The sequence below is a fragment of the Serratia sp. G204Y genome (genome assembly GCF_051172435.1).
GTDB lineage: Bacteria > Pseudomonadota > Gammaproteobacteria > Enterobacterales > Enterobacteriaceae > Serratia > Serratia sarumanii.
This window is the reverse complement of sequence record NZ_JBPIZA010000001.1, coordinates 2,699,981-2,724,154: the sequence shown is the minus strand read 5'-3', so window position 1 is coordinate 2,724,154 and position 24,174 is coordinate 2,699,981. Positions and strand designations below refer to the sequence as shown.

General features: G+C 61.0%; 24 protein-coding genes and 1 other annotated feature. Of the genes, 17 read left to right on the top strand and 7 right to left on the bottom strand.

Features of this window, described 5'->3' with window-relative positions; genetic code table 11:
• Nucleotides 1–35 precede the first annotated feature (35 nt).
• Nucleotides 36–389 (bottom strand): hypothetical protein, encoded by a 354-nt coding sequence (locus ACSBQQ_RS13400; protein ID WP_033647274.1) that lies wholly within the window; start codon nt 387–389, stop codon nt 36–38.
• 407 nt (nt 390–796) lie between these two features.
• On the opposite strand from ACSBQQ_RS13400, the gene ACSBQQ_RS13395 reads away from it, so the two are divergent.
• Genes ACSBQQ_RS13395 through ACSBQQ_RS13385 form a run of 3 tightly spaced genes read left to right on the top strand, consistent with a single transcriptional unit; the run spans nt 797 to nt 3,268 of the window.
• The gene (locus ACSBQQ_RS13395) at nt 797–1,510 is read left to right on the top strand and encodes a metal ABC transporter ATP-binding protein (RefSeq protein WP_060429135.1); all 714 of its coding nucleotides are present in this window, start codon (nt 797–799) and stop codon (nt 1,508–1,510) included.
• Nucleotides 1,507–2,364 carry a metal ABC transporter permease gene (locus tag ACSBQQ_RS13390; protein ID WP_033637343.1) on the top strand — a complete coding sequence of 286 codons (858 nt, stop codon included), beginning with the start codon at nt 1,507–1,509 and terminating at the stop codon, nt 2,362–2,364. The genes ACSBQQ_RS13395 and ACSBQQ_RS13390 overlap by 4 nt, the downstream gene beginning before the upstream one ends.
• A 25-nt stretch (nt 2,365–2,389) precedes the next feature.
• A complete protein-coding gene (locus tag ACSBQQ_RS13385; protein WP_041033680.1) occupies nt 2,390–3,268 on the top strand; it encodes a metal ABC transporter substrate-binding protein in 879 nt (292 codons plus the stop codon).
• 106 nt (nt 3,269–3,374) lie between these two features.
• Here the strand turns inward: ACSBQQ_RS13385 and ykgO are convergent, their stop codons facing one another.
• The 4 genes from ykgO to sdeX form a co-directional block, all read right to left on the bottom strand.
• Nucleotides 3,375–3,515, bottom strand: a complete 141-nt coding sequence (gene ykgO / locus ACSBQQ_RS13380; RefSeq protein ID WP_004940304.1) for a type B 50S ribosomal protein L36 — start codon at nt 3,513–3,515, stop codon at nt 3,375–3,377.
• A gap of 12 nt (nt 3,516–3,527) precedes the next feature.
• Entirely contained in the window at nt 3,528–3,782 is a 255-nt protein-coding gene (locus tag ACSBQQ_RS13375) for a type B 50S ribosomal protein L31 (RefSeq protein WP_004940303.1), read from the bottom strand.
• Between the two features lie 186 nt (nt 3,783–3,968).
• The gene (gene sdeY, locus ACSBQQ_RS13370) at nt 3,969–7,115 is read right to left on the bottom strand and encodes a multidrug efflux RND transporter permease subunit SdeY (protein WP_033637346.1); all 3,147 of its coding nucleotides are present in this window, start codon (nt 7,113–7,115) and stop codon (nt 3,969–3,971) included.
• 17 nt (nt 7,116–7,132) lie between these two features.
• The gene (gene sdeX, locus ACSBQQ_RS13365; protein ID WP_033637347.1) at nt 7,133–8,320 is read right to left on the bottom strand and encodes a multidrug efflux RND transporter periplasmic adaptor subunit SdeX; all 1,188 of its coding nucleotides are present in this window, start codon (nt 8,318–8,320) and stop codon (nt 7,133–7,135) included.
• Nucleotides 8,321–8,462: 142 nt separating this feature from the next.
• Here sdeX and acrR point away from each other — a divergent pair, with 142 nt between their 5' ends.
• Together acrR and ACSBQQ_RS13355 are read left to right on the top strand one after the other, a co-directional pair.
• On the top strand, nt 8,463–9,137 hold the full coding sequence (gene acrR / locus ACSBQQ_RS13360; protein ID WP_033637348.1) for a multidrug efflux transporter transcriptional repressor AcrR: 675 nt from the start codon (nt 8,463–8,465) through the stop codon (nt 9,135–9,137).
• Between the two features lie 11 nt (nt 9,138–9,148).
• Complete coding sequence (locus ACSBQQ_RS13355) at nt 9,149–9,502, top strand: DsrE/DsrF/TusD sulfur relay family protein (protein WP_033647269.1); 354 nt, start codon at nt 9,149–9,151, stop codon at nt 9,500–9,502.
• Nucleotides 9,503–9,783: 281 nt separating this feature from the next.
• Here ACSBQQ_RS13355 and rsmS read toward each other — a convergent pair whose 3' ends face one another.
• A complete protein-coding gene (rsmS, locus tag ACSBQQ_RS13350) occupies nt 9,784–9,963 on the bottom strand; it encodes a pleiotropic regulatory protein RsmS (protein WP_016928837.1) in 180 nt (59 codons plus the stop codon).
• Between the two features lie 103 nt (nt 9,964–10,066).
• Complete coding sequence (gene priC, locus ACSBQQ_RS13345) at nt 10,067–10,603, bottom strand: primosomal replication protein PriC (protein WP_033653242.1); 537 nt, start codon at nt 10,601–10,603, stop codon at nt 10,067–10,069.
• Between the two features lie 134 nt (nt 10,604–10,737).
• Here priC and ACSBQQ_RS13340 point away from each other — a divergent pair, with 134 nt between their 5' ends.
• The 12 genes from ACSBQQ_RS13340 to ACSBQQ_RS13285 all read left to right on the top strand — a co-directional run bounded on the left by ACSBQQ_RS13340 (nt 10,738) and on the right by ACSBQQ_RS13285 (nt 24,166).
• On the top strand, nt 10,738–11,118 hold the full coding sequence (locus ACSBQQ_RS13340) for a DUF454 family protein (protein WP_004940275.1): 381 nt from the start codon (nt 10,738–10,740) through the stop codon (nt 11,116–11,118).
• A gap of 278 nt (nt 11,119–11,396) precedes the next feature.
• Entirely contained in the window at nt 11,397–11,948 is a 552-nt protein-coding gene (gene apt / locus ACSBQQ_RS13335) for an adenine phosphoribosyltransferase (protein ID WP_015376864.1), read from the top strand.
• Nucleotides 11,949–12,040: 92 nt separating this feature from the next.
• Complete coding sequence (gene dnaX / locus ACSBQQ_RS13330) at nt 12,041–13,999, top strand: DNA polymerase III subunit gamma/tau (RefSeq protein ID WP_047568984.1); 1,959 nt, start codon at nt 12,041–12,043, stop codon at nt 13,997–13,999.
• Nucleotides 13,332–13,396, top strand: a sequence feature (DnaX frameshifting element). (Overlaps the previous gene by 65 nt.)
• Before the next feature lie 41 nt (nt 14,000–14,040).
• On the top strand, nt 14,041–14,370 hold the full coding sequence (locus ACSBQQ_RS13325; RefSeq protein ID WP_060429133.1) for a YbaB/EbfC family nucleoid-associated protein: 330 nt from the start codon (nt 14,041–14,043) through the stop codon (nt 14,368–14,370).
• Nucleotides 14,370–14,975 carry a recombination mediator RecR gene (recR, locus tag ACSBQQ_RS13320; protein WP_004940263.1) on the top strand — a complete coding sequence of 202 codons (606 nt, stop codon included), beginning with the start codon at nt 14,370–14,372 and terminating at the stop codon, nt 14,973–14,975. Before ACSBQQ_RS13325 ends, recR begins: the two co-directional genes overlap by 1 nt.
• A gap of 144 nt (nt 14,976–15,119) precedes the next feature.
• Entirely contained in the window at nt 15,120–16,985 is a 1,866-nt protein-coding gene (htpG, locus tag ACSBQQ_RS13315) for a molecular chaperone HtpG (RefSeq protein ID WP_033637352.1), read from the top strand.
• Between the two features lie 202 nt (nt 16,986–17,187).
• On the top strand, nt 17,188–17,832 hold the full coding sequence (gene adk / locus ACSBQQ_RS13310; RefSeq protein ID WP_004940261.1) for an adenylate kinase: 645 nt from the start codon (nt 17,188–17,190) through the stop codon (nt 17,830–17,832).
• Between the two features lie 165 nt (nt 17,833–17,997).
• Nucleotides 17,998–19,131 carry a sugar diacid recognition domain-containing protein gene (locus tag ACSBQQ_RS13305; protein ID WP_039566980.1) on the top strand — a complete coding sequence of 378 codons (1,134 nt, stop codon included), beginning with the start codon at nt 17,998–18,000 and terminating at the stop codon, nt 19,129–19,131.
• A gap of 119 nt (nt 19,132–19,250) precedes the next feature.
• Nucleotides 19,251–20,516 (top strand): GntP family permease, encoded by a 1,266-nt coding sequence (locus tag ACSBQQ_RS13300; protein WP_015376868.1) that lies wholly within the window; start codon nt 19,251–19,253, stop codon nt 20,514–20,516.
• 9 nt (nt 20,517–20,525) lie between these two features.
• On the top strand, nt 20,526–21,689 hold the full coding sequence (locus ACSBQQ_RS13295) for a glycerate kinase (protein ID WP_060429132.1): 1,164 nt from the start codon (nt 20,526–20,528) through the stop codon (nt 21,687–21,689).
• A gap of 119 nt (nt 21,690–21,808) precedes the next feature.
• Nucleotides 21,809–22,771 carry a ferrochelatase gene (gene hemH / locus ACSBQQ_RS13290; RefSeq protein WP_033637355.1) on the top strand — a complete coding sequence of 321 codons (963 nt, stop codon included), beginning with the start codon at nt 21,809–21,811 and terminating at the stop codon, nt 22,769–22,771.
• Nucleotides 22,772–22,861: 90 nt separating this feature from the next.
• Nucleotides 22,862–24,166, top strand: coding sequence for an inosine/guanosine kinase (locus ACSBQQ_RS13285; protein ID WP_033647265.1), 1,305 nt, complete (start codon nt 22,862–22,864; stop codon nt 24,164–24,166).
• Nucleotides 24,167–24,174 lie beyond the last annotated feature (8 nt).

Below are 24,174 nucleotides of genomic sequence, written 5' to 3'. Positions count from 1 at the left end.
TTTTTTCGCGTTTGGCCTGCAGTTATTACGTAAACTTACAATTCATCCGCAGTTGATGGCCGTGAGTTATCAATGATGTCGAAGATTAAACCCCGCTCCGTCACTCGGAACCGTACGCTGTCGTTGATGATATCTTCGCAGTTGATATCCAGACAGGCATTAAAAATGCCCCACTTATAGCGATAACTCATTGAATAATCGCCGTCACCTTGTCGTACTATATCAAGTATTTCTAATGAATCTTCGGCATAGCGTGCGCTTTCAGAATAAAAACTGAGTCCGCTGGTCAGCGCCGGCACTAACTCCGTTATATTGTCATTAATCACTTTCTTTAATTTTTTAACAGAAAGTGCGTTGACGTCCAGGCTACAGGCAAGGGTAACAAGCATTAATCTCGGCCAACAGCAATGTTATCTGCTTATCTTACTCCTTTTTCACTCACGCCGGTAAATTTTTCGATTTACCGCTGTTCTTTACCTTATGCCAACATTTCAACCGAATGGGAATATCCCTGGATTTGATAAGGAGGCTGCGGGGGGAAGCGCCGCTGCGCGAAGGACTGTTACGTTCCGTTGCATTATTGTCGCGCCATAGCTTGAGATGTGGTAGTGGGTGTGATGTTATATTGTAACTATTAACCCATCATTTTGGTCACCACATTGACTCCCTCTTCACAACATGACGCCGCGCCGTCACTGAATTCGTTGTTTACCACCTCCGCCGCCGCGCGCTGTGCGGGGGCCGTTGCGCTGCTGGCCCTGCTGTGGCTCGGCATCTTCTGGGCGGTATCGCTGCCATGATCTCCTTGCGCCAACTGGCGATAGGCTATGGCGTCACGCCGCTTTTCCCGCCGCTGAGCGGGCAGTTCAGCGCCGGTTCGTTAACCGCGGTGGTGGGCGTCAACGGGGCCGGGAAATCGACGTTGCTGAAAACGCTCGCCGGATTGTTGCCGCCGCTGGGCGGCACTCTGAGTTTTAGCGGCGGCAAGCCACCGCGCAGGGCTTATCTACCGCAGCAGGCCGAGTTGGATCGGCAATTCCCGATCGCGGTAAGCGATCTGGTGGCGATGGGCTGTTGGCCGCAAAGCGGCATGTTCGGCGGTATGAACAGGCGCGCGGCAAGCCAGGTCAATGAGGCGCTGGCGAACGTTGGCATGAGCGCGCTGGCGCGCAGCCCGGTGGGCGAACTGTCCGGCGGCCAGCTGCAGCGGGTGCTGTTTGCGCGCCTGCTGGTTCAACCGGCGCCGCTGATTTTGCTGGATGAACCTTTTACCGGCATCGACAGCGCCACCACGCAGATCCTGCTGCAGGCGATCGCGCAACTGCACCGGCAGGGGAAAACGGTGATCGCCGTGCTGCACGATATGTCGATGGTCGCCGAGCATTTTCCACAGGTGCTGTTGCTGACGCCGCAGGCTTGCCACTGGGGCGCGGCCGAGCGGGTATTGGAACAGGTGCCGAGGTATCACGCCGCCGAACGGCAGCCGGATCTGCGGGCGGTGGCGCCATGATGCTGTGGCATGGGCTTATCGATCCTTTCCTCTCTTTCGGTTTTATGCGCCGCGCGCTCATGGCGTGCCTGGCGTTGTCGCTCAGCGCCGCCCCGCTGGGCGTGTTTTTGCTACTGCGCCGCATGAGCCTGGTGGGGGATGCCTTGTCCCACGCAGTGTTGCCGGGCGCGGCGATCGGCTATCTGATCTCCGGCATGTCGCTGGTGGCGATGGGGGTGGGCGGCTTTATCGCCGGGCTGGCGGTGGCGATGCTGTCCGGCCTGGTGAGCCGCCGCACGCCGCTGAAAGAGGACGCCAGCTTCGCCGGGTTCTATCTGGGCTCACTGGCGCTGGGGGTCACGCTGGTCTCGCTGCGCGGTTCCAGCGTGGATCTGCTGCACGTGCTGTTCGGTTCGATCCTGGCGGTGGATGCGCAGGCGATGCTGATGGTCGGAGCGATCGCCTCGGTTTCGCTGCTGGCGCTGGCGGCGCTGTACCGTGCATTGGTGATCGAGTCCTTCGACGTCACGTTCCTGCGCGTCAACGCGCCGCGCCGGTTGGCGCTGATCCACGGCCTGTTTCTGGCGCTGGTGGTGGTCAATCTGGTGGCGGGATTCCAGATCCTCGGCACTCTGATGTCGGTGGGGCTGATGATGCTGCCCGCCGCCAGCGCGCGCTTCTGGGCGCGCAATCTGCCGCAGACGCTGGCGACGGCGATGGGCATCGGCGCGCTTTCCAGCCTGATTGGGTTGGTGTGGTCCTATTACGCTTCGCTGCCCGCCGGCCCGGCGATCGTGCTCAGCGCCAGCGTCATCTTTTTCGTCTCGATCCTGTTTGGAACGCGTGGAGGCATTTACGCCTTCGCGCGCCGTTGAGAAGTGCCATTTGCAAGGAGAAAGTATGAAACGTTTACCTATATCGCTGGCGGTCGCTGCGCTGCTGGCCAGCCCATTGGCGATGGCGAAGACCGTCGACGCCGTCGCCAGCTTTTCCATTCTGGGCGATATCGTCAAACAGGTGGGGGGCGATCACGTCAAGGTCAGCACGCTGGTGGGGCCGGATGGCGATCCGCACAGTTTCGAGCCTTCGCCGCAGGACGGCAAAAAGTTGGCTCAGGCTGATGTGGTATTCGTCAGCGGACTGGGGCTGGAAGGGTGGATCGATCGCCTGGTCAGCGCTTCGGGTTATAAAGGGCAGGTGATCACCGCTTCACAGGGCATCAGCACCCGCCAGATGGAGGAGGACGGCAAAGCGATTACCGATCCTCACGCCTGGAACAGCATGAAAAACGGCGTGCAGTACGCCACCAACGTGATGAACGCCCTGATTGCCGCCGATCCCGAGGATGCCAACTATTTTCGCCAGCGCGGGGCCGAATACATTCAGCAACTGCAAAAGCTGGACCTGTGGGCCAAAACCCAGTTCGCCGCAGTGCCGCCACAGAAACGTAAAGTGCTGACCAGCCATGATGCTTTTGGTTACTTTGGGCAAGAGTATGGCGTCACCTTCCTTGCCCCGGTCGGATTTTCCACCGAGGCCGAAGCCAGCGCCAGCGACGTGGCCGGCCTGATCAAGCAAATCAAACAGGAAAAGGTCAACGCTTACTTTATCGAGAATCAGACCGATCCGCGGTTGGTGAAACAGATTGCCGCCGCCACCGGCGCCAAGGCGGGCGGCGAGCTGTACCCTGAAGCGCTCTCCCGTACGGGCGGCCCGGCGGCCACCTATGAACAGGCGTTCAAGCACAATGTCGATGCGCTGCTGAGCAGCATGAAGTAACCTCTGCCCCCGCCGGCAGGCGGGGGACAGCTTGCAGGCACTTTCTCGCCATAAAAAAAGCCCCGTTGAGCAGCAACGGGGCTTTGCGACAGATGACACTGGGGAGTTAACGCTTTTTCTTACGTCCCTGTACCGCTTTGAATCGCGGATTGCTTTTACAGATCACATAGATGCGGCCACGACGACGCACGACTTTGCAATCCGGGTGGCGATTTTTCGCCGAACGCAATGAACTCAATACCTGCATGGGATTTCCTTGTTACTTATTGCCGATAAAGCGGCCAAAGCGCTGCTGGAAGCGCGCCGTGCTGCCTTCTTTGGAATAGTCTTTCTGCTTGCCGGTGTAGTACGGATGCGAAGCGGAAGAGACGTCGAGGGTGACATACGGCCAGCTTTCGCCGTCCAGCTCGATGGTGCGATCGGTTTTGATGGTCGATCCCACTTTAAAGTAGGCGTTGGCGCTGACGTCGTGGAAGACCACGGTGCGGTAATCGGGATGGATGCCGGGTTTCATAATGGCTCTCTCGTGTGATGTTATACTATAACAATAATTATGCGCCGACCCGGCGTCGCGATCAAGCGTAAATTGCGCCCACGAGTGAATTAATGAGAACGGTTTGCATTAAGCAACTGAAGCAAAAGAAAAAGGCCGCATGTGCGGCCTTTTCGACTATCGGGTGGAGCTCATATCACTGAGCGATCAGTGGTGCTCTACCGGATGGCTGTGTTCCAGGTCTTCGTTCTTCTTGCTGAAGCGGCGGCGAACCACCACGAAGAACACCGGCACGAAGAAGATCGCCAAGACGGTGGCGGTGATCATCCCGCCCATTACGCCGGTACCTACCGCGTTCTGTGCGCCGGAGCCCGCACCGCTGCTGATAACCAGCGGCAGAACCCCGAGGATGAAGGCCAGAGACGTCATCAGGATTGGACGCAGACGCATACGCACCGCTTCCAACGTCGCTTCGATCAGGCCTTTGCCTTCTTTCTCCATCAGATCCTTGGCGAATTCCACGATCAGGATGGCGTTCTTCGCCGATAGACCGATGGTGGTCAGCAGCCCCACCTGGAAGTACACGTCGTTGTTCATACCGCGCATCGTCGCGGCCAGCAACGCACCGATAACCCCCAGCGGCAATACCAGCATGACCGAGAACGGCACGGACCAGCTTTCATACAGCGCCGCCAGACACAGGAACACCACCAGAATCGAGATGGCGTACAGCGCCGGCGCCTGGTTGCCCGACAGACGTTCCTGATAGGACATGCCTGTCCAGTCGTAACCGATGCCGCTTGGCAGTTTGGACGCCAACTGTTCCATCAGGTTCATCGCTTCACCGGTACTCTTGCCCGGTGCGGCCTGGCCCAGAATTTCCATCGACGGCAAGCCGTTATAGCGTTCCAGGCGCGGTGAGCCGTATTCCCATTTCGCCGAAGAGAAGGCGGAGAATGGCACCATCTGGCCGCTCGTGCCGCGCACGTACCACTTGTTGATGTCTTCCGGCAGCATACGGAACGGCGCGTCGGCCTGTACGTATACCTTCTTCACACGACCGCGGTCGATGAAGTCGTTGACGTACGAGCCGCCCAGCGCGGTGCTCAGCGTGCTGTTGATGGTGGTGATGCTGACGCCCAGCGCCTTGGCTTTCTCCTGATCGACGATCAGTTTGAACTGCGGCGTATCTTCCAGGCCGTTCGGGCGCACGCCCACCAGCACGTCCGGATGTTGAGCAACCATGCCCAACAGCTGGTTACGCGCTTCGGTCAGTTTCTCGTGCCCCAGGCCGCCCTGGTCAATCAGCTCGAAGTCGAAGCCGGTTGCGGTACCGAGTTCGATGATCGCCGGCAGGTTGAACGGGAATACCAGGCCTTCTTTAATCTGCGAGAATGCGCCCATGGCGCGACCCGCGATCGCTTCGACCTTGTTCTCGCTCCCTGGACGCTCGCCCCAGTCTTTCAGGCTGACGAATGCCAGGCCGTTGTTCTGGCCGTTACCGTTGAAGCCGAAGCCCGCGACGGTAAATACCGAAACCACGTTGTCCTTTTCCTTGTTCAGGAAGTAGTCGGAGACTTCTTCCAGCACTTTGTTGGTGCGGGACTCGGTGGCGCCGGCAGGCAGCTGCACCATGGTCAACAGGATGCCCTGATCTTCGTCCGGCAGGAACGAGGAAGGCAGGCGCAGGAACAGCAGGCCCATGCCAACCACGATCAGCAGGTAGATGATCAGATAGCGACCGGTGCTGCGCAGGATGTTGCCCACGCTGTCGGTATAGTGATGGGTGCTTTTCTCGAACATGCGGTTAAACCAGCCGAAGAAGCCTGTTTTAACCCCGTGATCGCCTTTCGGGATCGGTTTGAGCATGGTGGCGCACAGCGCCGGCGTCAGGATCAAGGCCACCAGCACCGACAGCGCCATCGCGGACACGATGGTGATCGAGAACTGGCGATAGATGGCGCCGGTTGAACCGCCGAAGAACGCCATCGGTACGAATACCGCCGACAGCACCATGGCGATACCCACCAGCGCGCCCTGAATCTGGCCCATCGATTTACGGGTGGCTTCTTTCGGCGGCAGCCCCTCTTCGGCCATGACGCGCTCAACGTTTTCCACCACCACGATGGCGTCATCCACCAGCAGGCCGATCGCCAACACCATGCCGAACATCGTCAGGGTGTTTATCGAGAAGCCGAACGCCGCGAGTATCGCAAAGGTTCCCAGCAGCACCACCGGCACCGCGATGGTTGGGATCAGCGTCGCGCGGAAGTTCTGCAGGAACAGATACATCACCAGGAATACCAGGATGATGGCTTCGATCAGCGTTTTCACCACTTCGTTGATGGAGATCTTAACGAACGGGGTGGTGTCGTACGGATAAACCACTTTCATCCCTTGCGGGAAGAATGGCGTCATCTTGGCCAGCTCGTCTTTCACACCTTTGGCGGTGTTCAAGGCGTTGGCGCCGGTTGCCAGTTTGATACCCAGACCGGCGGCAGGCTTACCGTTATAGCGAGCGGTAACGGCATAGCTTTCCGCGCCGCGCTCGATGTGAGCGACGTCGCGCAGGCGTACCTGGGAACCGTCGGTATTCACCTTCAGCAGGATCTTGCCGAACTCTTCCGGCGAAGTCAGACGGGTCTGCGCGATGATCGAGGCGTTCAACTGCTGCCCCGGCACCGGCGGCAGGCCGCCCAGCTGGCCAGCGGCGATCTGGTTGTTCTGCTCGGTGATGGCGGAGGTCACGTCCGTGGTCGTCAGCTGGTAGTTGTTCAGCTTGTTCGGATCCAGCCAGATACGCATCGCGTACTGGGCACCGAACAGCTGCACTTCACCCACGCCGGACGAACGGCTGATCGGATCCTTGATGTTGGACGCCACGTAGTCCGCAATATCGTCCTGAGTCATGTTCGGATCGTCGGAAACGAAGCCGGCCACCATCAGGAAGCTGCTGCTGGATTTTTCTACTTTCAGGCCCTGTTGCTGAACTTCTTGCGGCAGCAACGGGGTGGCCAACGACAGTTTGTTCTGGACCTGAACCTGCGCGATGTCAGGATCGGTGCCGGATTCAAACGTCAGGGTAATGGTGACGCTACCAGAGGAATCACTGGTGGAGGACATGTACATCAGGTTATCGATACCGTTCATGTTCTGTTCGATAATCTGCGTGACGGTATCCTGCACCGTTTTGGCATCTGCGCCCGGGTAGTTGGCGGAAATACTCACCGCCGGCGGTGCAATAGTGGGATACTGCGCAATAGGCAGTTTCATTATTGCAAGCACCCCCGCCAACATGACGATGATGGCGATTACCCAGGCGAAAATTGGGCGGTCTATAAAGAACTTAGCCATGTATTACAGGCTCCTTTTTATGACTTCTGCGCTTCAGACTGCGGCTGTTTTTGCGCCTGAGTGTCAACTTCCTGCACTTTTACCTGCGCGCCCGGATGCACTTTCATCAGGCCGGAGACGATCACGCGATCGCCGGCTTTCAGGCCATCGGTAACCAGCCATTTGTCGCCAATCGCCTGGTCCGCTTTCAGCGTGCGCAGCTCAACTTTGTCGTCTGCCCCTACCACCAACGCCGTCGCTTCGCCGCGCGGGTTGCGGGTTACGCCTTGCTGAGGCACCAGCAGCGCATCGCTGCGCACGCCTTCGTCCAGACGGGCGCGTACGAACATGCCCGGCAGCAGCGTATCGTTCGGGTTAGGGAACAGGGCGCGAATGGTGATGGAGCCGGTGGTCTCGTCGACGGTGACGTCGGAGAATTCCAGCGTGCCTTCCTGTGCGTATTCGGTGCCGTTTTCCAGCAGCAGTTTCACTTTAGCCTTGCCGTTTTCCTGCTTCAGCGCGCCGCTGGCCAACTCTTGCTTCAGGCGCAGGAAGTCGGTGCTCGACTGGGTGACGTCGACATACATCGGATCCAGCTGCTGCACGGTGGACAGGGCGGTCGCCTGGCCGTTGCTGACCAGCGCGCCTTCGGTCACGGCGGACTTGCCGATGCGGCCGGAGATCGGGGAGGTCACCTTGGTATACGCCAGGTTGATGCGCGCGGTTTCCACGGCGGCCTTGGCGGCCACCACGGCGGCATCCGCCTGCTGCAGGGTGGAGACGGCGTTGTCGTAGTCCTGCTTGCTGATGTAGCTGGTACCCAGCAATGGCTTGTAGCGGTTTACCGTCACGCGTGCGATGGAAGCGCTGGCCTGTGCTTTGGCCAAATCGCCTTTCGCGCTGTCGTAGCTGGCTTGATAGGTGGCGGGATCGATTTGGTACAGAGACGTCCCGGCCTTGATATCGCTGCCTTCAACGAAGTTGCGCTTCAGGATGATGCCGCTGACCTGAGGGCGAACTTCGGCGATACGATACGCAGCGGTGCGGCCAGGAAGATCGGTAGTGATGTTGAGAGGCTCGGCCTTCAAGGTGACTACGCCCACTTCAGGCGCCTGTTGTTGGGCGCCTTGCTGTTGGGTTTCTTTATCGTTACATCCTGTTAGCACTAAGCTGCCTGAAAGCATCAGAACGGCCGCCAGAGGCGTTAACCCTCTGTTTTTGTTCATAGAAAAACCTCAAGTGTCCGATTTCAAAATGATCAATGGATCACAAGCTTTAAAACCCATTGCTGCGTTAATTATATGTGCGTGCTATGGTACATACATTCGCGAATGTATGTAAATCACACTCCCCCTAAATAACAATGCCATGGCACGAAAAACCAAACAGCAGGCGCAAGAAACCCGACAGCAAATCCTTGATGCTGCGGTGAGAGAGTTCTCTGAACGTGGCGTTGCTGCAACGTCACTGACAGATATTGCCACCGCTGCCGGGGTTACGCGTGGAGCCATTTACTGGCACTTCAAGAATAAGGTAGACCTGTTTAATGAAGTTTGGGAATCTACCGAGCCGAAAATTGACCAGCTCGAAACAGAGTATCAGGCAAAGTTTCCCGATAATCCACTGCGGGTTATCCGAGAAATTCTGATTTACATTCTGACGTCTACGGTTGAAGACGGCCGTAGGCGGGCGTTGATGGAAATTATATTCCACAAATGCGAGTTTGTCGGTGAAATGATGCCGCTGCTGGATTCGCGCAAGGTGCTGTACCTCGCCGGCTACGAACGCATTGAAGCGGTGCTGTATAACTGCATTCACCACGGGCAATTACCCGCCGATTTACATACCCGCCGCGCGGCGATCATCCTGCGCGGTTATATCACCGGCCTGATGGAAAACTGGCTGTTTATGCCGGAAAGTTTCGATCTGCGGGCCGAAGCCGAAGCGCTGGTGGACGCGTTTTTGGAAATGCTGCAGTTTTGCCCCACCTTGCGCCTCAAACCCGACGCGGCGACGTCTGACGCCGACCGCCTTCCTTTATAAGGAGAGATTTCATGTCATCCATCGTTCTCATCGCCAATGGCGCCGCCTATGGCCATGAATCCTTGTTCAATGCGCTGCGGTTGGCCATCGCCATGAAAGAGCAGCAGAGCAGTCTCGACCTGCGGCTGTTTCTGATGTCCGATGCGGTGGTGGCCGGGCTGGCCGGGCAGCAGCCGCACGAGGGATACCACCTGCAGCAGATGCTGGAGATCCTCACCGCGCAGCAGGTGCCGGTCAAGCTGTGCAAGACCTGTGCCGACGCGCGCGGCGTCAGCCGCTTGCCGCTGGCGGACGGCGTGGCGATCGGTACGTTGGTCGAGCTGGCGCAGTGGACGCTGGCGGCGGAAAAAGTGCTGACTTTCTGATTCCGCTGCAACGGGCCATCAGCTGCAACGCTTTTGTTGTTCGTTGCCCGCCGGCGGCCGTGACACTCTTCAGGCTTCTTAACCGATCCGAAGCTAAATCATTCAGCGCTGATTGATTCTGCCTTCTCTGGCTCTGGCGCCGCTCACGTTTGTCGGCGCATCGCCGCCGCGACACGCTTTTTTTTCCTTATTATTTGCGCGCTCAGCTCGCCGGACGAAGGCGGCCAGACGGCGGGCTGATGAGCGTTGAAAGACGAAAGGGACAGCGGCGCTGTCCCTGATTACTGTCCGGCAGGCAGATAGGGAGAGGTGACGCCGGCGCGCTGCAGTTTTTCCTGATAATCCCGTTTGACGATATCCAGCGCCGCCAGCGCGGTGGCCGGATCGATCTCGTTGCATTCCAGCAGGTAAATCAAGTCTACCGCCAGCTGCAGTTCGGGTGAGGCGTTTTCCAGAGACATAGCACCTGCGCTTAATTAATGGAATGAATAACTCGCGTACCGGCAGAGTATAGTGAACCCGGCGCGCAACCGGGAATAATCATTAAAATATTGTGATAAATCTTCAAAAACCGTTTTCTTTGCGCTCGATATTGCGCTCGATGCGCGCCAGCGCCTGGCGGCAGCGCATCAGGCGCCCCTCCAGCGCCGCCAGCTCGTGCTGCAGCTTTTGCTGCGCCGCCAGCGTGGTCTGACGGCCAAGCAGGCTTTCCCGATCCTGAATCATGGCGATCAGCCGGCGTTCGTAGTCCTGATGCTCGGCCAGCTTGTGGTACAGATCGGCCTCAGGGGCTTCTTTCGGCTGGTTCTTGCGCCGCAGCGCCTGGGTGGCCAGCTCGCGCTGCAGGGCGGCGATCTGAGCCACCAGTTTTTCGGCCAGAAAGGCCACCTGGCTGGTGCGGCTGTCGTTGGCGGCGCTTTGCAGCTGGGCGAAATTCTTCTCCACCTCGGCCAGGTAGTCGCGCAGCCGCGTACCGCGGTTGGCGAACAGGGCGGCGTCGAAGCGCGCCTGCGGGATCGGAACGTCGCCGCGCGGGGTCACTTCGGCCGCCAGCGCCGCGATCTGCTGTGCCAACACCTGTAATAGACGCTGAGTGCTCACATAAGCTCCCTCTTGATTTCAACAGGCGTAAGCTTGCCCGCGATCCTGCCGTGAAACAAGCGCCGCACGCATATTCCGCCGGCGCGGCGCCGATGCTACAGTAGGCGGCAACCGATTGAGGAGCGAAGAGCCGCATGACGCGTGGGTTATTGATCATTTTGGGCTGGCTGGCGGTGGTGCTGGCGACGTTGGGCGTGGTGCTGCCGCTGTTGCCGACCACGCCGTTTCTGCTGTTGGCCGCCTGGTGTTTCGCCCGCTCTTCGCCGCGCTTTCATCACTGGCTGCTGCACCGCTCCTGGTTCGGCCCCTACCTGCGCCACTGGCAACAGCATCGCGCGCTGCCGCCGGGAGCGAAGTGGAAGGCGGTGCTGGTGATCGTGCTCACCTTCGCCTGTTCGCTGTGGCTGGTGAAAATCTGGTGGGTGCGCGGGCTGTTGCTGCTGATGCTGGCCATTTTGCTGACCTTTATGCTGCGCCTGCCGGTTATTGACCTGCCGCAACAAAAACAGCGCTGATTGTCCCTTAAACTCCCCAATAGCTTTCAAGCCGCAGCCAGGCGACAAACGCAGGCATCCCCGGGAGCTTACTTAGGTAAGTGACCGGGGTGAATGCGTGCAGTCAACAACGCTGCGGGTTGAAAGATGCAGGGGAGAGTTGCATTTGTCCGCCAGTTTGCATAGATTTGGGCGTTTTCGTGCGCGGATCGCCTGCCATTTCATCTCCGGTGTGTTTCACCCGGCGGCGGCGGGTGAGCGGCGCGCCGGTTTTCAGGCAGTTTTATCAGGCAACAATTATGACCGCTACTGCGCAGCAGCTTCAGTTTATTAAAGACAGTATCAAAACCATCCCGGATTATCCGAAGCCGGGCATCCTGTTCCGCGACGTGACCAGCCTGCTGGAAAACCCGTTGGCCTACGCCGCCAGCATCGAGCTGCTGGTTGAGCGCTATCGCGAAGCGGGCGTGACCAAGGTGGTGGGTACCGAAGCGCGTGGTTTCCTGTTCGGCGCGCCCGTCGCGCTGGCGTTGGGCGTCGGTTTCGTGCCGGTGCGCAAACCGGGCAAACTGCCGCGCGCCACGCTCAGCGAAAGCTATGAGCTGGAGTACGGCACCGACAAGCTGGAGATCCACACCGACGCCATCACCGCGGGTGACAAAGTGCTGGTGGTGGACGATCTGCTGGCGACCGGCGGCACCATCGAAGCGACCACCAAACTGATCCGCCGCCTGGGCGGTGAAGTGAACGACGCCGCATTCATCATCAACCTGCCGGATCTGGGCGGGGAAGCGCGTCTGAACAAGCTGGGCATCGACTGCTACTGCCTGGTGGACTTCGCCGGCCATTGATGCGGCATCGCCCCTTGGGCACAACGGCCTCGCGGATCGCCGCGGGGCTGTGTTAGCATGACCCTCCAGATTCCTCGACTTCTCCGGTATTAATGAGCTATCAGGTTCTCGCCCGTAAGTGGCGCCCTCAAACGTTCGCAGACGTGGTCGGCCAGGAACATGTCCTGACCGCGCTGGCCAACGGCCTCTCGCTGGGGCGGATCCATCACGCCTATCTGTTCTCGGGCACGCGCGGCGTGGGGAAAACCACCATCGCGCGCCTGCTGGCCAAAGGCCTGAACTGTGAAACCGGCATCACCGCCACGCCGTGCGGCCAATGCGACAACTGCCGCGAGATCGAGCAGGGGCGCTTCGTCGATCTGATCGAGATCGACGCCGCTTCCCGAACCAAGGTTGAAGATACCCGCGATCTGCTGGACAACGTTCAGTACGCGCCGGCGCGCGGCCGCTTCAAGGTCTACCTGATCGATGAAGTGCACATGCTCTCGCGCCACAGCTTCAACGCGTTGCTCAAGACGCTGGAAGAGCCGCCGCCGCACGTCAAATTCCTGTTGGCCACCACCGATCCGCAAAAGCTGCCGGTGACCATTCTCTCGCGCTGTCTGCAATTCCACCTCAAGGCGCTGGACGTCGATCAGATCCGCCAGCAGCTGGAAACGGTGCTGACGGCGGAGCAGATCACCAGCGACGCCCGCGCGCTGCAGCTGCTGGCGCGCGCCGCCGACGGCAGCATGCGCGATGCGCTGAGCCTGACCGATCAGGCGATCGCCATGGGGCAGGGGCAGGTGACCGCCGCCACCGTCAGCCAGATGCTCGGCACGCTCGATGACGAACAGCCGCTGGCGATCCTCGAAGCGCTGGTCAGCGCCGACGGCGAAAAGGTGATGGCTCAGGTCGCACAGGCCGCTTCGCGCGGCGTGGACTGGGAAAACCTGCTGGTGGAGACGCTGGCGCTGCTGCACCGCATTGCGATGGTACAGCTGCTGCCTTCGATGCTCGACAATCAGTACGCCGCCGTGGAACAACGGCTGCGCGAGCTGGCGCGCACCCTGCCGCCGGCCGATGTGCAACTTTACTACCAGACGCTGTTGGTCGGCCGCAAAGAGCTGGCCTATGCGCCGGATCGCCGCATGGGGGTTGAGATGACCCTGCTGCGCGCGCTGGCGTTTCACCCGAAAGCGGTGATCCCGGAGCCGGTGGCGTTGGTGCAGACCGCGCCGGCGCCGATGGCGCAGCCGCAGGCCGCCGCATCGCAACAGCCGCCGCAGTTTCAGGACGCGCCGCCGCCGCTAGGGCAGCCGGCCGCGCCGTCGCGGCAATCATCGACCCCATTACCGGATGCCACCGCCCAGCTGTTGAAAGCGCGGTCCCAGCTGCAGCGGCAGCAGGGAGCATCCACACCAAAAAAGAATGAGCCGGCGGCGCCAGGAATAGCGCGGCCGGCAAACTCGGCGCTGGGGCGTTTGGCTTCCGTGACCGAGCGTAGCCAGCAGCGTCTGGCGGAGAAGAAGGTGCCGGAAAAACCGGCCAAGCCGGAAGCCTATCGCTGGCGCGCGCAGACCGAGCCGGAAGCGGCACCGGAACCGCTGGCGACGCCGAAAGCGTTGCGCACGGCGTTGGAGCACGAGAAAACGCCGGAGCTGGCCGCCAAGCTGGTGGTGGAGTCGCTGGAGCGCGACGCCTGGGCGGCGGAAATCGACAGGCTGAAGATCCCGAAACTGGTGCAGCAGCTGGCGTTGAACGCCTTCAAGCAGCAGCCGGAAGCGGGCAAGATTTGCCTCCATCTGCGGTCTTCGCAGCGTCATCTGAATTCGCCTTCGGCGCAGAAGACGCTGGCCGAAGCGCTCGGCGAGCTGTACGGCAGCCCGATCGAGCTGACCGTGATAGAGGACGATAATCCGGCGGAGCGCACCCCGCTGGAATGGCGACAAGCCATCTATGAAGAAAAGCTGGCGCAGGCGCGCCAGTCCATCGTTGCGGATACCCATATTCAGACGCTGTGCCGGTTCTTCGACGCGGATCTGGATGAAGAGAGTATCCGCCCCCTTTAAACGCCGCGCGAGGTGCGCGGCCCTAGCGACGAGAGACGACTATGTTTGGTAAAGGCGGTCTGGGCAACCTGATGAAGCAAGCCCAGCAAATGCAAGAAAAAATGCAGCAGATGCAGGAAGAAGTCGCCAAATTGGAAGTGGCCGGCGAGTCTGGCGCGGGCCTGGTGAAGGTCACCATCAACGGCGCGCACAACTGCCGCCGCGTGGAGATCGATCCTAGCCTGATGGAAGACGACAAAGAGATGCTGGAAGATCTGATCGCCGCCGCGTTCAACGACGCCGCGCGCCGCATCGAAGAGACCCAGAAAGAGAAGATGGCCTCCGTCTCCAGCGGCATGCAGTTGCCGCCTGGCTTCAAGATGCCGTTCTGATGCAAACCAGCCCGCTCCTTGAATCCCTGATGGAGGCGCTGCGCTGCCTGCCGGGCGTCGGCCCGAAATCGGCGCAGCGCATGGCGTTTCAGCTGCTGCAGCGCGATCGCAGCGGCGGCATGCGCCTGGCGCAGGCGTTGACGCGCGCGATGTCGGAAATCGGCCACTGCGCCGACTGCCGCACCTTCACCGAGCAGGACGTCTGCACCATCTGCGCCAATCCGCGCCGTCAGCAAAACGGCCAGATTTGCGTGGTGGAAAGCCCGGCGGATATCCATGCCATCGAGCAGACCGGCCAGTTCGCCGGGCGCTACTTTGTGCTAATGGGGCATCTGTCGCCGCTGGACGGCATCGGGCCGGGCGATATCGGTCTGGATCGCCTGGAGCAACGGCTGGAAAAGGAGAGCATCACCGAAGTGATCCTCGCCACCAACCCGACGGTGGAAGGGGAAGCGACCGCCAACTATATCGCCGAGATGTGCGGCCAGTATGGCGTGCTCGCCAGCCGCATCGCCCACGGCGTGCCGGTGGGCGGCGAGCTGGAGATGGTCGACGGCACCACGCTGTCGCATTCGCTGGCCGGGCGTCACGCCATCAAGTTCTGATGTTTTCCCGGATGGGGCCGTTCGGCCCCGTCATTTTTTTGCCAAAAATCTCCCGCCGTCCGCTTGAAAAACAAGACCCTGACCCTCATCTGATCCTCATTGTTCGATTTTGGTAGCCATTGTCTTTTGAGGTAATCAATGAGTATGAAAGGTCAAGAAACCCGCGGGTTCCAGTCTGAAGTAAAACAGCTGCTTCATTTGATGATCCATTCGCTGTACTCCAACAAAGAAATTTTCCTGCGCGAGCTGATTTCCAACGCCTCTGACGCCGCCGACAAGCTGCGTTTCCGCGCCCTGTCCGCGCCAGAGCTGTACGCCGGCGACGGCGAGCTGCGCGTCCGCTTGTCCTTCGATAAAGAGCAGCGCACCCTGACCATCGCCGACAACGGCATCGGCATGCGCCGCGAAGAAGTGATCGAAAACCTCGGCACCATCGCCAAGTCCGGCACCAAAGCGTTCCTGGAATCCATCGGCTCCGATCAGGCGAAAGACAGCCAGCTGATCGGCCAGTTCGGCGTCGGTTTCTACTCGGCGTTCATCGTGGCGGACAAAGTGACCGTGCGCACCCGCGCCGCCGGCGCCGCCGATGACGAAGGCGTGTTCTGGGAGTCTGCCGGCGAAGGCGACTACACCATCGCCGACATCACCAAAGAGACGCGCGGCACCGAAATCACCCTGCATCTGCGCGAAGGCGAAGATGAGTACCTCGACGCCTGGCGCCTGCGCTCGGTGATCGGCAAATATTCCGATCACATCGCCCTGCCGGTGGAGATCGAAAGCAAAAACGAAGAAGACGACACCGTCACCTGGGAGAAGATCAACAAGGCGCAGGCCCTGTGGACCCGCAGCAAGGCTGACGTGACCGACGAAGAGTACAAAGAATTCTACAAGCACATCGCCCACGACTTCACCGATCCGCTGAGCTGGAGCCACAACCGGGTAGAAGGCAAGCAGGAGTACACCAGCCTGCTGTATATCCCGGCGCAGGCGCCGTGGGACATGTGGAACCGCGATCACAAGCATGGTCTGAAGCTGTACGTGCAGCGCGTGTTCATCATGGACGACGCCGAGCAGTTCATGCCGAACTACCTGCGCTTCGTGCGCGGCCTGATCGACTCCAACGATCTGCCGCTGAACGTGTCGCGCGAGATCCTGCAAGACAGCCGCGTGACGCAAAACCTGCGCGGCGCGCTGACCAAGCGCGTGCTGCAGATGCTGGATAAGCTGGCCAAAGATGACGCCGAAGGCTACCAGAAATTCTGGCAGCAGTTCGGTCTGGTGCTGAAAGAGGGCCCGGCGGAAGACCACGGCAACCAGGAAGCGATCGCCAAGCTGCTGCGCTTTGCCTCCACCCACGGCGACAGCTCGGCGCAGACCGTGTCGCTGGAAGAGTATGTCGGCCGCATGGCGGAAGGGCAGGAGAAGATTTACTACATCACCGCCGACAGCTACGCCGCCGCCAAGAGCAGCCCGCACCTGGAGCTGTTCCGCAAGAAAGGCATCGAAGTGCTGTTGCTGTCCGATCGCATCGACGAGTGGATGATGAGCTACCTGACCGAATTCGACGGCAAGCCGTTCCAGTCGGTTAGCAAAGCGGATGAAACGCTGGATAAACTGGCGGATGAAACCGAAGAGCAGAAGGCCGCCGAGAAGCAGCTGGAGCCGTTCATCGAACGCGTGAAAACCCTGCTGGGCGAGCGGGTGAAGGATGTGCGCCTGACGCACCGCCTGACCGATACGCCGGCGATCGTGGTGACCGACGCCGACGAAATGAGCACCCAGATGGCCAAGCTGTTCGCCGCCGCCGGCCAGCAGGCGCCGGAAGTGAAGTACATTTTCGAGCTCAATCCGGAGCATGCTCTGGTCAAACGCGCATCCGATGTGGGCGATAACGAACATTTCGCCGAATGGATCGACCTGTTATTGGATCAGGCTCTGCTGGCTGAACGCGGCACGCTGGAAGATCCGAACCTGTTCATCCGTCGCATGAACAAGTTGCTGTCCGCCTGAAACTGAAAATATGCGCCCTTAACGGCACCGTTAGGGGCGCATTGCCGATTTTTCCCCGCCTTTTCTCGCTTTTTGCTCGTCCGTTTTTTTGCACATTCCGCAATCGATTTCCTTCGCGCGCCTTGAGCCTGCCCCCCCTGAAATGGTATCGTTGAGCGTTTTCGCAATTTTATAAAAACTACATAGCAAGGGGATTTACGCAATGCGTATCATTCTGCTGGGCGCTCCGGGCGCTGGTAAAGGTACTCAGGCTCAATTCATCATGGAGAAATACGGCATTCCGCAAATCTCCACCGGTGATATGTTGCGCGCAGCCGTGAAGGCCGGCAGTGAACTGGGCAAGCAGGCGAAAGAGATCATGGACGCCGGCAAGCTGGTGACCGATGAGCTGGTGATCGCGCTGGTCAAAGAGCGCATCGCTCAGGAAGATTGCCGCAAGGGCTTCCTGCTGGACGGTTTCCCACGCACCATTCCGCAGGCTGACGCGATGAAAGAAGCCGGCATCAACGTGGACTTCGTGCTGGAGTTCGACGTGCCGGACGAGCTGATCGTTGACCGCATCGTTGGCCGCCGCGTGCACGCGCCGTCCGGCCGCGTATACCACGTGAAGTTCAACCCGCCGCAGGTGGAAGGCAAAGACGACGTGACCGGCGAAGAGCTGACCACGCGCAAGGACGATCAGGAAGAGACCGTGCGCAAGCGCCTGGTGGAATACCATCAGATGACCGCGCCGCTGATCTCTTACTACAGCAAAGAAGCGGCGGCGGGCAACACCCAATACCGCAAAATCGACGGCACCCGCAAGGTGGCCGAAGTGAGCGCAGAGCTGGCGACCATCCTCGGTTGATCGCAAGCGCGTTGTGCATGACGCCGGGCCTGTGGCCCGGCGTTTTTTTTTGCCGTTTTCCCGCCAAATTGTGATCGCGGCGGCTTGTTGCGGCCGTGCCCGTTAATCGTCCGCGCCAAATAGCGTATAACAAGCCTGCGTTTTCACCCTCAGCAGGGAGCGGGCATGCTCAGACAAACCAATCTTCTGGCGGAAGCCACCGCGCGCCAGATCGTCCAGCGGGCGATGGGCATCATCAGCCATTCCGTCAACGTGATGGACAGCAACGGCGTGATTATCGCCTCCGGCAACCCGCAGCGCCTGTTCCAGCGCCATGAAGGCGCGGTGCTGGCGCTGGCGGAAAATCGGGTGGTGGAAATCGACCGCGCCACCGCCGAACATCTGAAGGGCGTGCGGCCCGGCATCAACCTGCCGTTCAGCTTTCGCAACCAGCGGGTGGGGGTGATCGGCATCTCCGGCGAACCGGCCGAGGTGCGCGCCTACGCCGAGCTGGTGAAGATGGCGGCGGAGATGATGGTGGAGCAGGCGGCGCTGCTGGATCAGCACCAGTGGGAAAAACGCTACCGGGAAGAGCTGGCGAATCAGCTGCTGCAGCCCCAGCCGAACACCGCGTCGCTGGCGGCGATGGCGGCGTATTTGGGGTTGGATCTGCGCCAGGCGCGCATCGTGTGGATCGTCGAGCTGCAAGAGGCGCAGCCGCACCTGCTGCGCGAGCTGCTGGCGGAGCTGGAGGCCACCCAGCGCGACGCGTTGATCGCCATTACCGGCTTCAATGAAATGACCCTGCTGCGACCGGCCTGCATGGTGCAGGGCGAATGGAGCCTGAAGCTGGAGCGCCAACAGGCCCAGCGTTTGCAAAACCAACTCAAACACCGCTTCCGGGTGCGGCTGATCGTCGGCGGTTTTTATGACGATCCGCAAAGCGCCTATCGTTCCAGCCTGACGGCGCGCGCCACTCAGGCGATGGCGCAGCGCCTGAAACTGCGTCACGCCACGCTGTTCTACCACGACTACCCGCTGCCGTCGCTGTTGTGCGATCTGGGGGAGGATTGGCGCGCGCAGGAGCTGGGTCGCCCCTGGCGGACGCTGGGCGAACAGGACGAAAAAGGCGTGCTGCGCGGCACGCTGCGCCACTATTTTTCGCAGAATTGTGATCAGACGCAGACCGCCGCACAGCTGCATATCCACGTCAATACCCTGCGCTATCGCCTGCAGCGTATCGAAGCGATAACTGGCATGAAAATCAACCAATTAACCGACGCTCTGCGGTTATATATCGGCATGCTGATGCACGACTGAGTTGTGCCAACCCACAAATTCCACGCCGTTCCCCCGGCGATTTTTTGTTGTTTCCCCTCAGGCCAACGCCGGGCGCGCGGGATATGTTGGCCTGCACATCAACCACGGAGAAAACAACAATGACAACCGTATCCACTCTGGGGGCGCTGGTGGCGTTAGCCGTCGCCATCGTCCTGATTCTACGCAAGGTGCCGCCGGCTTACGGCATGATCGCCGGCGCGCTGGCGGGCGGGCTGTGCGGCGGCGCCGACCTGGTGCAGACCGTAACGCTGATGATCGGCGGGGCGCAGGGCATCACCAACGCCGTGATGCGCATCCTGGCGGCGGGGGTGCTGGCCGGGGTGCTGATCGAATCCGGCGCGGCGCATACCATCGCCGAAACCATCGTGCGCAAGGTGGGCGAAACCCGCGCGCTGCTGGCGCTGGCGGTGGCTACACTGATCCTGACGGCGGTGGGGGTGTTTATCGACGTGGCGGTGATCACCGTCGCGCCGATCGCGCTGTCGATAGCCCAAAAGGCCGGCATTTCGCGCGCGGCGATCCTGCTGGCGATGATCGGCGGCGGCAAGGCCGGCAACGTGATGTCGCCCAACCCGAACACCATCGCGGCGGCGGACAATTTCCACGTGCCGCTCACCTCGGTAATGATGGCCGGCATCGTGCCGGGGCTGTGCGGCCTGGTGGTGGCCTATCTGCTGGCGCGCCGCCTGAGCGATAAAGGCAGCAAAGTGATGGCCGAAGAGCTGACTCAGCATGCCGAAGGGGCGCGGCCGGGCTTCGCTGCGGCGATCAGCGCGCCGCTGGTGGCGATCCTGCTGCTGTCGCTGCGGCCGATCGCCGGCATCGCCGTCGATCCGCTGATCGCGCTGCCGGCCGGCGGCTTGGCGGGCGCGCTGCTGATGGGGCGCATCCGCCAGTGCAATCAGTTTATGGTCTCCGGCCTGTCGCGCATGGCGCCGGTGGCGATCATGCTGCTCGGCACCGGCACGCTGGCGGGCATTATCGCCAACTCGGCGCTGAAGGATGTCTTGATTAACGGCTTAACGCACACCGGGCTGCCGGCCTGGCTGCTGGCGCCGCTGTCCGGCGCGCTGATGTCGATGGCGACCGCGTCGACCACCGCCGGCACCGCCGTGGCTTCCGGGGTGTTCAGCTCCACGCTGCTCGAGCTGGGCGTGAGCGGGCTGGCCGGCGCTGCGATGATCCATGCGGGCGCCACGGTGCTGGATCACCTGCCGCACGGCAGCTTCTTCCACGCTACCGGCGGCAGCGTCAATATGGCGGTGCACGAGCGGCTGAAGCTGCTGCCGTACGAAACGCTGGTGGGGTTCACCATTGCGGCAATCTCGGCGCTGATGTTTGGCGTATTTAACCTGGCGGGATAAGGAACAGTGATGAAAACGCTGAAAAAAGTGGTTATTGCCCCGGATTCTTTCAAAGAGAGCCTGAACGCGCTCGGCGTCGCCGACGCCATCGAGCGGGGGTTCCGCCAAATTTACCCGCAGGCGCACTACGTGAAGCTGCCGATGGCGGACGGCGGCGAAGGCACGGTGGAGTCGATGGTGGCGGCCACCGGCGGTGAAATCGTCCAGGTGACGGTCACCGGGCCGCTGGGGGAGCCGGTGCAGGGGTTCTATGGCTTGCTGGGCGACGGCGAAACCGCGGTGATTGAAATGGCCGCCGCCTCAGGGCTGCACCTGGCGCCGCCCGGCCGGCGCGATCCGCGCATCACCACCAGCTACGGCACCGGCGAACTGATGCTGGCGGCGTTGGAACGCGGCGTGAAGGCGATCATTCTCGGCATCGGCGGCAGCGCCACCAACGACGGCGGCGCCGGGATGATGCAGGCGCTGGGCGTGAAGTTGCTGGATAAGGCACGCCGGCCGCTGCCGGCGGGCGGAGCGGCGCTGGCGCAGCTGGCGCATCTCGATCTCGCCGGGCTGGATGCGCGTTGGCAATGGGTGAGCGTGACCGCCGCCTGCGACGTCGATAACCCGCTGTGCGGCGAAAAGGGCGCCTCGGCGGTGTTCGGGCCGCAGAAGGGAGCGACGCCGGAGATGGTGGCGCAGCTCGATGCGGCGCTGCATCACTATGGCGAGCTGCTGGAACGGGAAACCGGCCGCGCGGTGCTCACCCAGCCAGGGGCGGGCGCGGCGGGCGGCATGGGGGCGGCGCTGCTCGGCATGCTCAATGCGCGTTTGCGGCCGGGCATCGAGATCGTCACCGAAACCCTGCGCCTGGATGAGGCGGTGCGCGATGCCGATCTGGTGATCACCGGGGAAGGCCGGCTGGACAGCCAGTCGATCCACGGCAAAACGCCGATCGGCGTGGCGCGGGTGGCCAAGCGCCACGGCGTGCCGGTGATCGCCATCGCCGGCAGCCTGACGTCGGATTACCAGGTGGTGCATCAACACGGCATCGACGCGGCGTTTTCGGTGCTCGATGGCATCGTGACGCTGGAAGAAGCGCTGGCGGGCGCCGATCGCAATCTGCAGGTGACGGCGCGCAACGTGGCGGCGGTGTGGCGACTGGCGCAAGGGGGAGGCCCACAGGCATAGCCTGTTGCTGTTATCGGTTTCGATGCACGACTTTTCCGTTACAATAGCCGGCATTAATGGCTGCTGACATCCCGACCCAGAACGGAATGCCGGCCGGAAAGGAAATGAGGGGAACTGAGATGAAGCAAGAGAAACACGGCGTATTGCTGGTGAACCTGGGCACGCCAGATGCGCCGACCTCGTCGGCGGTCAAACGCTATCTGAAGGAATTCCTCAGTGACGATCGCGTGGTCGACACGGCGCCGCTGATCTGGTGGCCGATCCTCAACGGCGCGATCTTGCCGATCCGTTCGCCGCGCGTGGCGAAGCTCTATCAGTCGGTGTGGATGGAAGAAGGCTCACCGCTGCTGGTGTACAGCCGCCGCCAACAGCGGGCGCTGGCGGCGCGCATGCCGAATACGCCGGTGGAGCTGGGCATGAGCTACGGCTCGCCGAGCCTGGCGGAAGCCATCGACAAGCTGCTGGCGCAGGGCGTGACCAACCTGGTGGTGCTGCCGCTCTATCCGCAATATTCCTGTTCCACCAGCGCGGCGGTATGGGATGGCGTAGCGCGGGTGCTGAAAGGCTATCGCCGCTTGCCTTCTGTGGCCTTCATCCGCGATTACGCCGAACACCCGGCCTACATCGCCGCGCTGCAGCAAAGCGTGGAGCGCTCGTTCGCCGAGCATGGCCAGCCGGATCGGTTGGTGCTGTCGTTCCACGGCATCCCCAAACGCTATGCACGCCTGGGCGACGACTACCCGCAGCGCTGCGAGGATACGCTGCGAGCGCTGAGCGCCACATTGCCGCTGGCGCCGGAGCGAGTGATGATGACGTACCAATCGCGCTTCGGCCGCGAGCCGTGGCTGACGCCGTACACCGATGAGACCCTGAAGGGGCTGCCGGCGCAGGGCGTGAAGCACATTCAGCTGATTTGCCCGGGTTTCTCGGCGGACTGCCTGGAAACGTTGGAAGAGATCAAGGAGCAGAACCGCGAGATCTTCCTCGAGGCCGGCGGCGAGAAGTTTGAATATATCTCTGCGTTGAACGACGAGCCGGCGCATATCGATATGATGCAGCAGCTGGTGGCGCAGCGCCTCTAATCATCAATAATCTGTATATTAGAATCATCGTGATCGGGCGGGAATGTGTTAACATTCTCCGCTTGTTAAACCGCCACCACCGCCAATCACATGAAATTTCCTGGTAAACGCAAGTCCAAACACTATTTCCCGGTGAGCGCCCGCGATCCGCTTCTGCAGCAGGCCCAGCCCGAAAGTGAAATCAGCACCTCGTATATCGTCGGCATCGACCAGACGCTGGTGGATATCGAGGCGAAGGTGGACGACGCTTTTGTCCAGCGCTACGGCCTGAGCCTGGGCCACTCTCTGGTGATCGAAGACGACGTCGCCGAGGCGCTGTATCAGGAACTGAATGAAAACAACCTGGTTACCCATCAGTTCGCCGGCGGCACCATCGGCAATACCATGCACAACTATTCGGTGCTGGCGGACGATCGCTCGGTGCTGCTCGGCGTGATGTGCAGCAACGTGAAAATCGGCAGCTACGCCTACCGTTACCTGTGCAATACCTCCAGCCGTACCGATCTCAACTATCTGCAGGGCGTAGACGGCGCCATCGGCCGCTGTTTTACGCTGATTGGCGAAAGCGGCGAGCGCACCTTCGCCATCAACCCGGGCCAAATGAACCAGCTGCGCCCGGAAAGCATTCCTGAAGAAGTGATCGCCGGCGCGTCGGCGCTGGTGCTGAGCTCTTATCTGGTGCGCTGTAAGGAAGGGGAGCCGATGAAGGCTGCCACCCTGCAGGCGATCGAATACGCCAAAAAGCACGACGTGCCGGTGGTGTTGACGCTGGGCACCAAGTACGTCATTGCCGACAACCCACAGTGGTGGCGCGACTTCCTGAAGGAAAACGTGACGATTCTGGCGATGAACGAAGACGAAGCGCTGGAGCTGACCGGGCTGAGCGATCCGCTGACCGCCTCGGACATGGCGCTGGAGTGGGTGGATCTGGTGCTGTGCACCGCCGGGCCGAACGGCCTGTATATGGCGGGCTACACCGAAGAGGCCAACAAGCGCCAGACCCAGCACCCGCTGCTGCCGGGGCATATCGCCGAGTTCAACCGCTACGAATTCAGCCGCGCCATGCGCCGCGAACACTGTGAAAATCCGCTGCGCGTTTATTCGCACATCGCGCCGTATATGGGCGGGCCGGAGAAGATCATGAACACCAACGGCGCCGGCGACGGCGCGCTGTCGGCGTTGCTGCACGATATCGCCGCCAACGGCTATCACCGCCACAACGTGCCGAACTCCAGCAAGCACGTGCGCAGCTACCTGACTTACTCCTCCCTGGCGCAGGTGTGCAAATACGCCAACCGCGTCAGCTACCAGGTGTTGAACCAGCATTCGCCGCGCCTCACTCGCGGCCTGCCGGAGCGGGAAGACAGCCTGGAAGAGTCTTACTGGGAGCGTTAACCCGCTGA